Raw genomic sequence first — 13,895 nt, forward strand, 5'->3', positions numbered from 1 at the left:
GGCTCACTTCTCCAATCGAACCGGCACGCGTACTTGCTCGAAAATCGCGCCGAGAACTGAGGAAACCGTAGCTCCGTCCATACGGGCTTCGGAATGAAGAATCATTCGATGACCAAGAACATAAGGAGCAAGGTATTTAATATCATCAGGAATCACATAGTCTCTTCCATGGAGAAACGCAAAAGATTTGGAGGCTAAAACCAATGAAAGCGTTGCCCTTGGACTGGCTCCAAGGAATATGGCCTGATGTTCACGTGTTTTTCTTGTAATGGTCACTAAATAATTGGCTACCGCTTCATCCAAGTGGACATGACGTACCTGTTCCTGGATGGCCAGCAATTGAGACGTATCCATGATTGCCTGCAGTGCTTCCATCGGATGCACTTTGCTTTGGGATGTAATCATCTGCTTCTCGGCGGCTTCACTCGGATAGCCTAGACTAAGCTTCATCATGAATCGGTCAAGCTGCGCTTCAGGCAAAATATATGTACCTTCGAAGTCGATTGGGTTTTGGGTCGCAAGCATCATAAATGGTGAAGGAAGCTCATGTATATCACCATCGACGGTGATATGTTGTTCTTCCATTGCTTCCAGCAAAGCAGACTGTGTTTTGGTAGTTGCCCGATTAATTTCATCGACAAGCAAAATGTTCGTCATAATCGGTCCTGAACGGAACAGGAACTTCTCTTCTTTGGGATGATATATAGAAACACCTGTTATATCGGAAGGTAATAAATCCGGATTACATTGAATGCGGCGAAATTGACCATCTATGGATCGAGCAAGCGCTTTAATCAGCACTGTCTTGCCTGTACCCGGCACATCTTCAAGCAAAACATGCCCACCGGCCAGCATCGCAGTTAGCAACAATTCAATCTCAGAGCTCTTGCCAAGAATGCATGATTCCAAATTCGCTTTCAACCTAGCTAGAGCTTCTACATGATGATGTGTGGCAGTTTCCATGTGTGATCCTCCTTAGAGTTTTCGTAAGAAAACTTACGTCGTAAGCAGTTGATGAGTTTCAGAAAGTTTACGACTTAAGTATTAGCTGAATTTTTCTTAGCAAATTGCGTTTATACTGCCATTTAGGGTAAAAATACTATCAAAAGTCCGTATTCCTTAAAATTGATAGGAAAATGAGCGTAAATCTAGTTTACAGTAAAGTTTTTCGTCCGTATACTTGTAAATCCTCTAAATTTATTTGTTAAATTTAACCATCCGTGCTATTTGACAATCCATGTCCCAATAGGGTTTGAAGAAGACCCCTAACGGAAGAAAGGGGCTGTCCCAAAAGTAGATAAATCTACTTGAGGACAACCCCTTAAGGCTTATTGAATTTTCCAAATATGACTTTCAGACTGCCCCTTACTCAAGCATTCATCTTATCCTTTAGGTTTGACAAATACGGCAGCTATGAAGGAGAAGATGATCGCCGCGGATATCCCCGCGCTGGTCACTTTAAAAATACCGGTGATGATCCCTATATAGCCATCTTTATGGAGCTCCTCTAACGCCCCGTGCACCAGAGCATTACCGAAGCTGGTAATCGGAACGGTTGCACCTGCACCGGCAAATTCAATGAACGGATCATACAAATTACAACCGTCGGCTATAGCGCCCAGCACGACAAGCGTGCTCATAGTATGAGCGGGCGTAAGCTTACCCACATCCATCAAAAGTTGTCCTAAAACACAGATGGCTCCGCCAATTAAAAAAGCCCAAAAAAAGTTCATGCATACAACCCTCCAGACTCAATTGAAACAGCATGTGCAATGCAAGGGATGCTTTCCCCTTGTTGGAAAGTAAGCGGCGAGAGTAATGCTCCGGTCGCTACGACTAGAATTCGCTTCAATTCGCCACTCTTTATGCGCTTTAGAAGATGACCATAAGTGACGGTTGCAGAGCAGCCACAACCGCTCCCTCCCGATTGGACCGTCTGCTTCATGCGATCATAAATGATCAACCCACAGTCGTCATATGTCGTTTGATCAATTGGAAACTTGTGCTTATCGAATAGTTCGCGCGCAATGTTCACACCCACAGTTGCCAAATCACCGGTGACGATTAGATCGTAATAACTAGGCTCAATATTCAGTTCTCGGAAGTGAGTTTGAATGGTATCTACTGCTGCCGGTGCCATTGCAGCGCCCATATTAAACGGATCCGTGATGCCCATATCAACGATTCGTCCGATTGTCGCTGAGGTGATGACGGGGCCATCACCGGTCTTACCCAGCACGGCGACCCCTGCGCCGGTGACTGTGTATTGAGCTGTCGGCGGCTTCTGCGATCCATATTCCGTCGGATAACGGAACTGCTTCTCCGCCGTACAGTTATGGCTGCAGGTGCCGGCCATTACGTAGTTAGCGGCCCCCGAGTCCACCAGCTGCGCGGCTAGCGCGAGCCCCTCCATCGATGTGGAGCAAGCACCGAATATGCCAAGAAACGGCATATTCAACGTACGCACAGCGAAGGTATTGGAGATGATCTGATTCATCAGATCGCCTCCAATATAGAACTGTATGCTGCCGCTCACCAGCCCGGCCTTATCAAGTGCTCGCTGCGCAGCTTCCTCTAGCAGCGCCTTTTCGGCTTTTTCCCACGTTTTTTGACCAAGGGTCAAATCACCATGGACGATATCGAAATCCTCACTAATTGGCCCTTGGCCTTCATCAGGTCCTACAACCGTCCCCGTTGATAGTATCACGGGTCGATTCTCGAAGACCCAGCTCTGATGTCCCTTCAGCATAAGGTCAACCCCCACCCGTAATGATAAGATGTACGATACCAACAACAAAGGCTGCGACGGTTCCGTATACGATGACGCTACCAGCTAACTTGAACATATTACCGCCTACCCCAAGAACAAGTCCTTCCGCCCGATGCTCAATTGCTGCTGAGCATAACGAATTGGCAAAACCTGTTACAGGAACGGAGCTTCCCGCCCCGGCCCATTGGGCTATTTTATCATACACACCGAAGCTCGTCAGTATGACGGATATGATAATTAAGACGGCAACCGTTGGATTCCCTGCCGTTTTTTCGGTAAAGCCAAACCAATTAACGAACATCTCCATGAAACATTCACCGATTAAACAGATTATCCCTCCAACAAGGAAGGCTCGCAGGCAATTTATTAGAACGGGTCTTTTGGGTTCTTGCTTCTTCGCTAGCTTCTGATACTCCTGTTGCGTCATTGTCAAATTCTTCTTCTTGTTATTGGCCATGTTTTCCCTCCTGCTTCCTCTAACGCCCTAAGTTCTTAGAATCATATGCAAATCCTGAATGACCTTCGTTAACTGCACCGAACATGCCTCATACATCTTCTTTGCCTGCGGATGACTAGTCGTCAATGAAAATAGTTCAAGATCTGCCTCACATTTCTTCAAAGTGGCTAATAAGGCAGGCCTTTCACTCGGTTGAGGCACTTTTAATTTATCATCATAAAGATCGACCGTTAATTCGCCATGCGTGTCTACTTGTGCGAGGAACACATTCTCCTTCGTTACTCCTAGCTTATCCAGTTCCGTATGTAGCCATCCTCTTCCTCTTCCTGTTGCAGCCAAGGGTTCATCTTGAATGACACCATCCATGATGACAGACTGTGTCGGTTTCTCGATATTCAGCTTCATCCCCAAATGATTTGGTGTCAGAGGCTGGAGTTCACTTTTAAGTAGAACACTTAAATCACCACTAGCTTCAAGCATAGCGAACTCGACATCTGCCATGCGAAAAACACTTTTGGTGCGCAGCTGCGACAGCAGCTCATCGCCAGTGTAGCGTTCTTTTTTCAAATTGTCCTCCAGAATTTTACCATCTTTAATGACAATAGTTCCCCTACCCTCAAACCAAAACCTCAATGTCTTACTTTTGAGCGTCAAAGTCTCCAGTATCAAAGGTATAAGAACCCAGACAAGTATAGCGACGACCCCATGCCAGAATCTGAAATCCATATCCATGGAAATAGTCCCAGCCAAGTCCCCAATCGTAATACCGAGAACATATTCAAAAAAAGTAAGTTGGGAAATTTGTTTTTTACCGAGAATTCGCGTTAGTACAAACAACAAGACTAGTGCAAAAAACGATCTGATTACGATACTCACCCAATCTGCCACAAGCTCTCCCTCCCCTTCCTAAAGCTCGAAACAACCTCATTATGTGCTATTTTGAAAGCAAGTATGATCAAATTGAGTTGGATTTAAATGTTAACGATTCGTGTGAAAAAATAAGTTTGCACGTTTTTATTTACACGAGTAAAATGTGTTTTATAATAAAAGAATAAGAGTAAATTGCTCCTTATCCATTTTATTTCCAATTTATTTTACACGAGTAAAATACAAGGAGGACGATGAGAATGACGACAGTGACGCTGAATATCCCTGAGCTCTCACGACAATTTGAAAATGACGGTTATTTACTGCTTCGTAATGTACTTTCGGAAGAAAGGATTACAGAATTGAATAATGCTGTAGACGGCATCCTTTCCGATGAACAAGAGTCATTATCCTACAACATTTACAATAGCGTAGAACGAGCCCCCTCAATTTTGTCCTTAATGGACAATCCGACAATTCTTCCACTTATCGTTAATTTGATGGGTTATAACATCCAACTTCATATCTCGCATCTTACCGTGCGCAAGCCTAATCCCGATGATCTCAAGACCGAGACCAACAGCTTTATTAACTGGCATCAGGATGGACCAACGCCCAAATTCCCAAGTATTAACGGACTAACATCCACCTACTACATTAAAGCTTGTTATATTTTGAGTGATATGTCTGAGCCAGACCGCGGGAATACGAAAATCATTCCGGGAAGCCATAAGTGGCCAGATTATCAACCCGTTCAAACCGACGTGAACGTGCCTTTACCAGGAGAAATACAGGTTTGCGGTAAATCTGGCGACGTATTCATTTTTGCACAAAATCTTTGGCATGCCGGTTCCCCGAATCGCTCCGACTTCACCCGCCGTCAATTATTTATCGGCTATAGCCCGATCTGGATGAGGCCTATCGATTACCACGCGGCTTCGCCGGCATTGCTCGAAGGGGCAGATCCGATTCGCCGCCAACTGCTGGGTGCAATTAGTGAAAACTATTTCAACTTCTACGTACCGGAAGAGTCCATGGTCCCTCTTAAAGAACTGTGGTTAGGTCGTGCTGCAACGAAAAGCGAGTACATTTAGATTTGTCCAAATTTATGATACCCTTGAGGAAACAAGAAAAGGGAGTTCCTTATGATTACCAGGAAAGAAGTGGCAGACCGGGCGGGTGTTTCGGTAGCCGTCGTTTCATATGTACTAAATAATCGGAGCATCGTCAAAGAGGAAACCAGACAAAAAGTGCTTGCCGTTATCAATGAACTAGGCTATCGCCCCAATCAAACTGCCCGCAGCCTCAAAACTAGGAAAACAGGTCAAATTGCCGTCCTCGTCCATTTCGTGGGAAACCCATTCGAGGGTGGACTGCTATTGTATATTGAGAAAAGAGCTAAACTTAGCAATTATTCTGTGTTTTTTCATTCCTTTGAACCTGCTCGTGAAGAAGAATTAAAAAATACACTAATGGGGCGTGTAGACGGCATTCTTCTTCTTGGCCAAACGCTAAGTGAGGAAAGTCAAGCATTTTACAGCTTGATGGAGCTCCCCGTCGTATCTCTTATGCAGCCTGGTGTTTCCATGCCGAGCATCCCCGTCGTTGATGTGGATTGGGTAATTGAAATGCGGCGGTTAATTGCGCATCTGCAAGAACAGGGGCATAAGCAGATTGCCTTTATGACCGCTGGAGATCCGCAGGATCCGATTGCTCATCGGCTCGTAGCTTTCCGCGAAGCCATGCGTAACGAAGGATTGAAACTCCCTGAGCGATATATTCTCGAAGGCGCCGGCCGCTTCGAGCAGGCTTTCGAGGCGTTAACCGCAACACTAAAGCAAGGTTTTGCTTTTACTGCTATCGTAGCAGCAAATGATTTGATGGCGTCTGGTTGCCTCGCAGCTTGCCGCGAATCCGGCATTCTTGTCCCACAACAATTAGCCATCGCCGGGTGCGAAGATATTCTAATGTCTTCGCAAGTCTCGCCAGCTTTGACATCTATCTGTTATCCGCGGATGGAGGTTGGCTTGGCGGCGACAGAACTTCTGTTATCACTCATTGACGGAGTTAACAAGAAGATACCTCGACTGGAGGGCAAGCTTTCAGTAAGAGCTTCAACAGTAGAGAACTCCTTGAATGTCACATAGCAATTAAGATGTACGAATCAGATAACCGCTATGAATAATCTCAATTGGATTTAATTGTTATATAGCTAGATGAAAAGTTAGGGCATATTAAAGATCGCAATCAATTGAAAAACGATCAATTTGCTTGCTATCCTACACAAATCTTAATGAAGAGGTGTACAACATGACTGTAGCTTCTCAAGTAAAAACAACACTGGCTTCACTTAAAAGTGCGCAAGCAAGCTTAGAAACGTTTGCTCTAGGCACGCAAAATCAAGAGGCCAAACAGTTGTATGAAGCGGCCGCCTTATCTGCACAAGACATCGTAAATCAAGTCGCCTCCCGTGTGCAGCAATTAGAAAATGAAGAACCTCAGTACAAAGGCTTCTAGTTAACAAACCAAACCAGCCGGCTGCGAACAAACGCAGACGGTTGGTTTTGCATTAGAACAAGATAACGAATACTAGAGTAAATAAAACGAATAGAATTAATATGAGCAGTATCAGTTTTTCTTTTGGCATTGAAGCCGCCCTCGTTTCGGATTAGATTCCTATTTATTCCAATGGCTGACCGGATGATTTTCTTAGCTCGTTTGCCAAACGATGAAATTCTTCTCTTGCCTCAGCATCCTCGGTTGCCAAATAAGCCGCAGACAAGAACGCAATGATTTTATTTGCATCTTCCACACTTAACATAGATTCAGCACCTCGCAGAAGTTTTATTTTCCGGTCCAATAATCGAACGTCATCACGTTGTTTTTGAAAAAGGAATAAGGCATGTAACAATAGCCTTGGTCTCCCCATGCTTTCCCCCACGAATTCCGCACAATGACTGTTCCCTGTCCCTTCTTCTTACCATCCTTATACCCGACGGCTAATAAGGCATGCCCGCCTAACATTTGCTCTTTTTTTCGATTCGGGTACGGGATCCTCCCTGTTCTTGCCGCCAGTGGACTTTCGAAAGATTGATACAACCAGATTCCGAAGACAACAGGCTGGCCATCAGCTAATGCAGCTTTGATCCCTGCCAAGTCATGAATCCGATGATATCCATCAATACGGTAGCTTCCTGCTGCAGCTTCCGCCTCTGAATCAGGCTTTTTTTTAAATTTGGCTATTCGATAAGGCCATTCGGCTTCTGGGCATACCCCTATTTTATGCAGCACTTTCATGCCATCGCGTACTGTGGCTCCCGAGTCCCAATTGATCGTACCCTCTAATTTACGCTCATGCCAATAATGAAAAAGGCGAGATAGCCGTAAAGTGGAATTTCGTTCTTGACGAAGCCAATACTCGCGCAGCCCGCTTACAATGGCATTCGATGTGCAAGAACCTAAATTCCCCTGATTCACGATAGGAGACAGTTCCTTGCGCAAATCTACTTTGCGGGGCAATTGCGATTCCCGGATATAATTGACGCTTCGGTAATAATAATCCCGAAAATCTCGCTGGTCCCGTTTAACCGTGTATTTACGCATCCCGTTGCCTCCCCACCGTTGTGTTAGCAGAATTGTACTTCAGTATATTCACCCATAGACTACAGCGTGCAAAAAGCACGCATCCCTATGGAATGCGTGCAGGCTGTTGCAGATTAATTTTTCATGGCTTTTTGATATATTTGTAAGTATTTTGTTGTCATTTGGTACGTTGTAAATCTACGAATGACATAACGACGAAGCTTTGCCGGATGCGGATAATTCCCTTCCTTTACCTTTGCAACCATCTCGGAAACGGAACGACAGATTAATTGAGGAAACCCCGCCATAACTTCGGGTACCGCACCACGTCGCAATGCGATTACTGGTGTACCGCAGGCCATTGCCTCAATCATGACGAGTCCGAAAGGCTCTTCCCACAACGTTGGAAACAGCAAACAACTTGCATATTTGAGCAGCTTCTGTTTGTTCTTCCCTCCAACAGGACCCACAAAATGAATGTTGGGATTTCTTCTAATTCGAGGTGCAATCTCATTACGATAAAATGTTTGATTTTTAATAGGTCCAGCAATAATAAGGTTTTTATTCGTTCTCTCCGCAATCTCAATCGCGTGCAGGACACCTTTCTCTCTCATAATACGTCCCATAAATAACATGTAATTGCGCTTTTTATCACTGAATTCATATTCCCTGGGATTAAGTCCGTTATAAACATAATGTCCGCGATTTTTACCCATCACCATTCTAGCACGTTTGGAAACATATACAGGAAGCTTCACCCAATGCTTCACAGGGAGATGCAACGTACACACCGTCGGAATATTCTGATTAAACCGTCCAAGCGCAGAACTGAATGTATGATCATGAATAACGTCAACATCCCGCGGCATATTATTCAAGACATACCTTGCTATTCCTTGGTTACGAAGACCCTTGGGGAACGGGACTAGCTTAGCACTGGTTCTACTGCCCCTTGCTGCAAATACGGTGACTTGATGTCCTCTTTGCACAAGGTTTTCGGTCAATTCATGCACAACTTTCTCCGTTCCTCCCTGGTTCCTGGGCGGCAGTTTCTGTGCATCTGGAAAGTTAGAAATCACCTGCACAATGTGAAGACGTTTCATTCCCCTATCACTCCGTTTCTCTTAACATTTTTTCTATGTGTTCGCGAAGCCATGGCCTCAGATTGGCTCTCTTGTTCGCTTCAGAAAGAATCGATGTTATAAATCCTCTATGGTTTCCAATGTCATGCCATTGTCCCTTTATCTCACAGGCAAAAATGGCTTCGATTTCGTTCAATGTAATCAGTGCGTCCGTTAATTGAATTTCTTTTCCTACGCCGGCTTTTTGAGTGGCCAATACCTCGAAAATCTGAGGTGTCAAAATGTAACGACCCAGGATGGCCAAATTAGACGGCGACATGGGAATAGCTGGTTTCTCAATTAGGTTTAATACACTATGAAAACCTTCATTCAGGGCTTTAGCCTCTATAATTCCATACTCCGAAACGAACTGATCCTCGACTTCCTGTACACCAATAATTGACCTTTGATATCGATTATAGTAATGAATTAATTGTGCTAATGCAGGCGTTTCGGCATCAAAAAACGTATCACCCAATAACACGGCAAAGGGTTCATTTTGAACGAAAGAGCGGGCGCACCAAATAGCATGTCCTAGCCCGAGCGGCTCGGTTTGGCGAATGTAGTGGAGGTTGGCTAGCTGGGTTGGCTCCTGCACACGCCCTAGAAGATCAAACTTTTGTCGCGTTCTTAGATAGCTCTCCAGTTCAAAAGCGGTATCGAAATGATCTTCGATCGCTTTCTTCCCTTTCCCAGTCACGATGATGATGTCTTCAATGCCTGAAGCTACCGCTTCTTCTACGATAAATTGAATGGTTGGTTTATCTATGATAGGCAGCATTTCCTTGGGCATAGCTTTGGTCGCCGGTAGGAATCGCGTGCCCAGACCTGCTGCAGGTATGATCGCTTTTCGAATCTTCAAACATATCACCATCTCTCAAGTAAAATAACAAAGCTTTATTATGTTTAAAATATGCAAACCAGTTTGGAATGCCACGGACAACTATCTTTTTCACTCAAAATATACTGGTTAAAACAGGTCATAGGCACACGATAAACTTTCAGTTATGATGAGGGTGTGAACATGATCAACTGACAGAAAGGAACAACCACCATGACGATGACATCATTCACGAAAGTGTTACTTGGTTGCGCCAGTCTCTTATTCACGTTGACCTTAGGGACTCAGACGACGGAAGCAAGGGAAAGTCAATTTACTAGAAATGGAACAGGGCCCCTCTATTGGAGCACTTATGAATATCAATACACACGTAATGCACCTATGAACGAGGCAGAATGGAAGAAAAACATTGATTGGATTGCAAGCGATTACAAAGCATCGGGCTATGACATGATAGCCTCCGACGGTTGGATTGAAGGTGCTCAGCACACAAATGAGAACGGTTACATTTTATCCCACAATGATAACTGGCAGCACGACTGGGCGTATTGGTCTACCTACATTCAAAATAAAGGCATGAAGCTCGGTGTTTACTACAACCCTTTGTGGGTAACGCGGAGCGCCGCGGCAGATCCAACGAAAACAATCGTCGGAACGAACTACAAAATTAGTGAAATTGCCAGCTCCGCAGATAAATTTAATGATGATTTGTATTGGGTAGATGTTACAAAACCCGGCGCCAAGGCGTATATTCAAGGCTATGTGAATTACTTCAAGCAGCTAGGTGTTCCCTACCTGCGAATTGACTTTCTTTCTTGGTATGAAACCGGAACAGATAAAGGCAAGACGATTGGGGTTAATCATGGCTCTGAAAACTATCAGACGGCTCTAAAGTGGATGCAGGAAGCAGCCGGCGATGATATGGAATTAAGTCTCGTCATGCCTCATTTGAACAATCATGCTGCTGGCGAACTGCCATATGGTGATATGGTCCGAATCAATGAAGACCTCGCCCATGGCGGTTGGGAAAACTTGAGTGGTCAACGTCAAAATTGGGTGAACAGCTGGTCGCAGTGGGCAAATCCGTTCCAAGGATTTACAGGATTTTCCGACATCGCTGGCCGCGGTTCCAATATGATTCTGGATGGGGATTTCATCCGCATGAATACTTTCAAAACGGATGAAGAGCGCAAAAGCATCATTCAATTATTCACCATGGCGGGATCACCTATTGCGATAACCGATCAGTATTCCACGATTGGCAATTCCGGCAGCTATTACAAAAACAAGAACATGCTTGAGCTCCATAATCAAGGATTCGTAGGCAAACCTTACTATAATAATGGGAAATCATTTAGCAGCGATCCGGCGGCAAGGAATTCAGAAAAATGGCTTGGACAACTACCAGACGGCAGCTGGGTGGTCGGGTTATTTAATCGGTCAGATGGTACAGCCACTCGTTCGGTCAATTATCTGAAAGATTTGGGACTTACTGAATCAGCGAATACGACCGAGCTTTGGACAGGAACTAGCCTTGGGAAGCTTAGTGCCTACAGCCCGAACCTTGTGAAACATGCATCAAAGGTTGTCAAAATTGAACCTGAAGGCACGAAGCTCAATTATGCTGCTGAGGTTGCCACTTGGATGGGCGGTACGCATTTTAACAATAATTATGCCGGTTATCAAGGGTTTGGTTTTGTGGATGGTTTGGGATTGACGGGGGCGAAAATCGTCTATGCTGTCCAGGCAGCTGAGGAAGGTGACTATGCGCTCACCTATCGTTATGCGAGTGCGTCAGGGATGAAGAGCTCTCTTCATGTAAGCGCAACTAATGATAAGGGAGTTGTGGTTCAACCTTCGCGGGTCGTTTCATTTGGTTCAACTTCAGCTTGGCAGACATGGAAGAACCAAGATGATCGTATCCATTTGAAAAAAGGTGTAAATCTGATTACTTTAGAACACACGGCCTCAGATACGGGTGAGGTTCACTTGGATGGTCTTGTGCTCGACAAGAATCGATTATCCGACATTGACTATTCGCTCCTTCAAAATGGGGATTTTGAAAGCGGTGACATTCGAGGTTGGTCGGAATGGCATCCAACAGGTCAGACAGCAAAGTACGGCGTTGATTCCTATGATGCGTATAAAGGTAAATACAAGCTCTATTTCTGGGACACCAAAGCCTATAAGCAAAGCATTCATCAGAAATTAACCGGTCTTCCGAATGGATCTTATACCGTCAGCGCATGGGTCAAAGAGACGTTATATGGAAATAAGCCAACGACAGTCCGGATGGAGCTTAGTGAGTATGGTGCAAAGGCACTATACAAGAACATTATTCCTAGCAAAGGTTATCAACGCGTTCAAGCAACCGTTAACGTAACGAATGGCAGCTTGGATATCGGATTCTATGTGGATTCACCGGGTTTAACTTCTTTGCAAATCGATCAAGTATCGATTGAGAAGATGGACTGATTGAGCAGGAATAAAAAGGAGCTCGCCAGCTGTAGACTGGCCTGAGCTCCTTTACATATTACTATTAAAACACAAGACCTACTTTTTATACGGGTTGTCCCTGATAAGCTTTTACCTGTAAGGGAGCATTGAGGAAATTTCCAGCTTTACCAACGAAAGAAGTGAAGTGATCACTAGCATTATGACTGGCAATTGCTGCTTGATCTTGCCAAACTTCAACCATGGTAAACTTATTTTCTACTTCTGTATCTTTGAGCAAATCGTATGAAATATTACCATCTTCAGCTCTCGAGGCAGCTATTAATGGTTGAATCTCGTTGAGAAAGGCTTCGTGTTTGGCTGGATAAACATTGAATTCTGCATGAATAATAATCATTGGACGTTAGTCCTCCATTCTTCGATTAAGTAGTGACTAGCTCCATTGCGTAATGGCATCGATAGGCAGACGTACGGATTTATGACCGCTATCCTGTGCTTTACCAATTGAAATAAGCATTACTGGAATATAACGATTTTTATCTAAGCCAAAAGCTTCGGCAATTTTATCTTTATCAAAGCCACCGATTGGATTTGTATCATAACCATGAGCGCGCGCTACAAGCATTAGCTGCATAGACACAAGTCCAGCATCAATAAGGACTGTTTCTTTATTTACAACCGGATCAAGTGCTGCGAAGTGTGGTTTAATTTTAGCTAGTGTCATTTCTTTTACCTCTAAAGGCATATAACCCAACTCGACCGCCTTGCCGAAAATTTCATCGGCATAATCCGAATTGTTTAAATCACCAAATACAGCAATCACAGCTGATGATGTTTCGACTTGAACCTGGTTAAATTTAGCAAGTGGCGCAAGTGTTGCTTTACCTTCGGCACTTTCGATAACAACGAATCGCCAAGGCTGCATATTTACGGAAGAAGGCGCGAGTGTTGCTTCTTTCAGGATGTCAGTCATCTCTTCACGACTAATTTTGACGGATGGATTATACTTTTTTATAGAACGGCGTCCAGTTATAATTTCTTTAAAATCGTTCGTGATTACGGTGTTATTCATTGGTCATTTCCCCTTCAATATTGGCTAATATTCGTTAACATGCGTTGGAGCATATCAGAGAGCTTATTGCATTCTTCTTCGTTAAAATCTTTAAGCATCTGAGTAATGAATTGTGCTTTTTCTTCTTTAAAGGAAATGATTTCTGTTCGTCCATGATCGGTAAGACGTACGAGCGTGACCCGATTATCGCCAGGATTCATACGCCGTGAAACCATTCCGCTTGCTTCAAGTTGTTTTAAATGCCGTGTAACGGCTGCGCTGTCAATGTTAACCTCTTTTTGAAGCGTTGTTTGACTAATTTCATCCACCTGATAAAGCTGATGTAAAAGACGAAGCCGCGACGGGCTAATACCCGTACAACGTTCAAATTTAGTGCTTATTTGTTTATTAAGGCTAAGAAATTTATCAAATAAACCAGTTTCGTTGACATAGGATTGGGTCAAAATATACCTCCTTTGAGACGGTTCATTCATAATAGTTGATAGCTCAATTGTTGATGCATCAATCATTGATATATCAACTAATATAGAGGATCTTCGTTAAAACTTCAAGTGTTTCGTAAAATTAAGCCTTAGTAAATTGTGGAATTCTGCTCCACTGCTTACTTTCTATTGCGATGAATAGCCTCGTATCCGGCCCTATATTGGATTAGAATGGTCAGTCCTCCCGAATTGAATTCACACCAAAACAAATACCCCGCCAATTGTGACATTTATCACGCTTGGCTGGGG

The 13,895-nt window shown here is 44.1% G+C and carries 16 protein-coding genes; 4 read left to right on the top strand and 12 right to left on the bottom strand.

Annotated features, from left to right (window positions below):
- Positions 1-3: 3 nt before the first annotated feature.
- From ASD40_RS10115 to ASD40_RS10135, 5 genes are all read right to left on the bottom strand, one after another.
- Entirely contained in the window at positions 4-963 is a 960-nt protein-coding gene (locus tag ASD40_RS10115) for an AAA family ATPase (protein ID WP_057303164.1), read from the bottom strand.
- A gap of 419 nt (positions 964-1,382) precedes the next feature.
- Entirely contained in the window at positions 1,383-1,733 is a 351-nt protein-coding gene (spoVAE, locus tag ASD40_RS10120) for a stage V sporulation protein AE (RefSeq protein ID WP_029193575.1), read from the bottom strand.
- Entirely contained in the window at positions 1,730-2,749 is a 1,020-nt protein-coding gene (gene spoVAD / locus ASD40_RS10125) for a stage V sporulation protein AD (RefSeq protein ID WP_057303165.1), read from the bottom strand. The genes spoVAE and spoVAD overlap by 4 nt, the downstream gene beginning before the upstream one ends.
- Positions 2,750-2,753: 4 nt before the next feature.
- Positions 2,754-3,227, bottom strand: coding sequence for a stage V sporulation protein AC (gene spoVAC / locus ASD40_RS10130; RefSeq protein WP_057303166.1), 474 nt, complete (start codon positions 3,225-3,227; stop codon positions 2,754-2,756).
- Positions 3,228-3,254: 27 nt separating this feature from the next.
- Positions 3,255-4,115, bottom strand: coding sequence for a DUF421 domain-containing protein (locus tag ASD40_RS10135; protein WP_057303167.1), 861 nt, complete (start codon positions 4,113-4,115; stop codon positions 3,255-3,257).
- 239 nt (positions 4,116-4,354) lie between these two features.
- On the opposite strand from ASD40_RS10135, the gene ASD40_RS10140 reads away from it, so the two are divergent.
- From ASD40_RS10140 to ASD40_RS10150, 3 genes are all read left to right on the top strand, one after another.
- Entirely contained in the window at positions 4,355-5,188 is an 834-nt protein-coding gene (locus tag ASD40_RS10140) for a phytanoyl-CoA dioxygenase family protein (RefSeq protein ID WP_057303168.1), read from the top strand.
- A gap of 51 nt (positions 5,189-5,239) precedes the next feature.
- Positions 5,240-6,241: a LacI family DNA-binding transcriptional regulator gene (locus ASD40_RS10145; protein WP_057303169.1), complete on the top strand. Its 1,002-nt coding sequence runs from the start codon at positions 5,240-5,242 to the stop codon at positions 6,239-6,241.
- A 163-nt stretch (positions 6,242-6,404) separates the two neighbouring features.
- Entirely contained in the window at positions 6,405-6,611 is a 207-nt protein-coding gene (locus tag ASD40_RS10150; RefSeq protein ID WP_057303170.1) for a DUF1657 domain-containing protein, read from the top strand.
- A gap of 163 nt (positions 6,612-6,774) precedes the next feature.
- Here the strand turns inward: ASD40_RS10150 and ASD40_RS10155 are convergent, their stop codons facing one another.
- The 4 genes from ASD40_RS10155 to galU form a co-directional block, all read right to left on the bottom strand.
- The gene (locus ASD40_RS10155; protein WP_047672235.1) at positions 6,775-6,915 is read right to left on the bottom strand and encodes a hypothetical protein; all 141 of its coding nucleotides are present in this window, start codon (positions 6,913-6,915) and stop codon (positions 6,775-6,777) included.
- Between the two features lie 23 nt (positions 6,916-6,938).
- Positions 6,939-7,697: a C1 family peptidase gene (locus ASD40_RS10160; RefSeq protein WP_156389955.1), complete on the bottom strand. Its 759-nt coding sequence runs from the start codon at positions 7,695-7,697 to the stop codon at positions 6,939-6,941.
- Positions 7,698-7,810: 113 nt separating this feature from the next.
- The gene (locus tag ASD40_RS10165) at positions 7,811-8,779 is read right to left on the bottom strand and encodes a glycosyltransferase family 4 protein (RefSeq protein ID WP_057303171.1); all 969 of its coding nucleotides are present in this window, start codon (positions 8,777-8,779) and stop codon (positions 7,811-7,813) included.
- Positions 8,780-8,786: 7 nt separating this feature from the next.
- Positions 8,787-9,659: a UTP--glucose-1-phosphate uridylyltransferase GalU gene (galU, locus tag ASD40_RS10170; protein WP_057303172.1), complete on the bottom strand. Its 873-nt coding sequence runs from the start codon at positions 9,657-9,659 to the stop codon at positions 8,787-8,789.
- Between the two features lie 192 nt (positions 9,660-9,851).
- Between galU and ASD40_RS10175 the strand changes: the two genes are divergently transcribed.
- Complete coding sequence (locus ASD40_RS10175) at positions 9,852-12,113, top strand: carbohydrate-binding protein (RefSeq protein ID WP_057303173.1); 2,262 nt, start codon at positions 9,852-9,854, stop codon at positions 12,111-12,113.
- Positions 12,114-12,198: 85 nt separating this feature from the next.
- On the opposite strand, the gene ASD40_RS10180 is transcribed toward ASD40_RS10175, so the two are convergent.
- The 3 genes from ASD40_RS10180 to ASD40_RS10190 are packed head-to-tail and all read right to left on the bottom strand — an operon-like array spanning position 12,199 to position 13,607.
- Positions 12,199-12,489 (bottom strand): putative quinol monooxygenase, encoded by a 291-nt coding sequence (locus ASD40_RS10180; protein ID WP_057303174.1) that lies wholly within the window; start codon positions 12,487-12,489, stop codon positions 12,199-12,201.
- A gap of 36 nt (positions 12,490-12,525) precedes the next feature.
- Positions 12,526-13,164 (bottom strand): nitroreductase family protein, encoded by a 639-nt coding sequence (locus tag ASD40_RS10185; protein ID WP_057303175.1) that lies wholly within the window; start codon positions 13,162-13,164, stop codon positions 12,526-12,528.
- Between the two features lie 14 nt (positions 13,165-13,178).
- A complete protein-coding gene (locus ASD40_RS10190; protein ID WP_057303176.1) occupies positions 13,179-13,607 on the bottom strand; it encodes a MarR family winged helix-turn-helix transcriptional regulator in 429 nt (142 codons plus the stop codon).
- Between the last annotated feature and the right edge of the window lie 288 nt (positions 13,608-13,895).

Origin of the sequence: Paenibacillus sp. Root444D2 (genome assembly GCF_001426375.1) — a bacterium.
Taxonomy (GTDB): Bacteria; Bacillota; Bacilli; order Paenibacillales; family NBRC-103111; genus Paenibacillus_E.

What these genes read in the sequence shown, in the direction of transcription:
- ASD40_RS10115 (WP_057303164.1), bottom strand. Translation starts at nt 963, where the DNA reads ATGGAAACTGCCACACATCATCATGTAGAAGCTCTAGCTAGGTTGAAA.
- spoVAE (WP_029193575.1), bottom strand. Translation starts at nt 1,733, where the DNA reads ATGAACTTTTTTTGGGCTTTTTTAATTGGCGGAGCCATCTGTGTTTTA.
- spoVAD (WP_057303165.1), bottom strand. Translation starts at nt 2,749, where the DNA reads ATGCTGAAGGGACATCAGAGCTGGGTCTTCGAGAATCGACCCGTGATA.
- spoVAC (WP_057303166.1), bottom strand. Translation starts at nt 3,227, where the DNA reads ATGGCCAATAACAAGAAGAAGAATTTGACAATGACGCAACAGGAGTAT.
- ASD40_RS10140 (WP_057303168.1), top strand. Translation starts at nt 4,355, where the DNA reads ATGACGACAGTGACGCTGAATATCCCTGAGCTCTCACGACAATTTGAA.
- ASD40_RS10145 (WP_057303169.1), top strand. Translation starts at nt 5,240, where the DNA reads ATGATTACCAGGAAAGAAGTGGCAGACCGGGCGGGTGTTTCGGTAGCC.
- ASD40_RS10150 (WP_057303170.1), top strand. Translation starts at nt 6,405, where the DNA reads ATGACTGTAGCTTCTCAAGTAAAAACAACACTGGCTTCACTTAAAAGT.
- ASD40_RS10155 (WP_047672235.1), bottom strand. Translation starts at nt 6,915, where the DNA reads ATGTTAAGTGTGGAAGATGCAAATAAAATCATTGCGTTCTTGTCTGCG.
- ASD40_RS10160 (WP_156389955.1), bottom strand. Translation starts at nt 7,697, where the DNA reads ATGCGTAAATACACGGTTAAACGGGACCAGCGAGATTTTCGGGATTAT.
- ASD40_RS10165 (WP_057303171.1), bottom strand. Translation starts at nt 8,779, where the DNA reads ATGAAACGTCTTCACATTGTGCAGGTGATTTCTAACTTTCCAGATGCA.
- ASD40_RS10175 (WP_057303173.1), top strand. Translation starts at nt 9,852, where the DNA reads ATGACGATGACATCATTCACGAAAGTGTTACTTGGTTGCGCCAGTCTC.
- ASD40_RS10180 (WP_057303174.1), bottom strand. Translation starts at nt 12,489, where the DNA reads ATGATTATTATTCATGCAGAATTCAATGTTTATCCAGCCAAACACGAA.
- ASD40_RS10185 (WP_057303175.1), bottom strand. Translation starts at nt 13,164, where the DNA reads ATGAATAACACCGTAATCACGAACGATTTTAAAGAAATTATAACTGGA.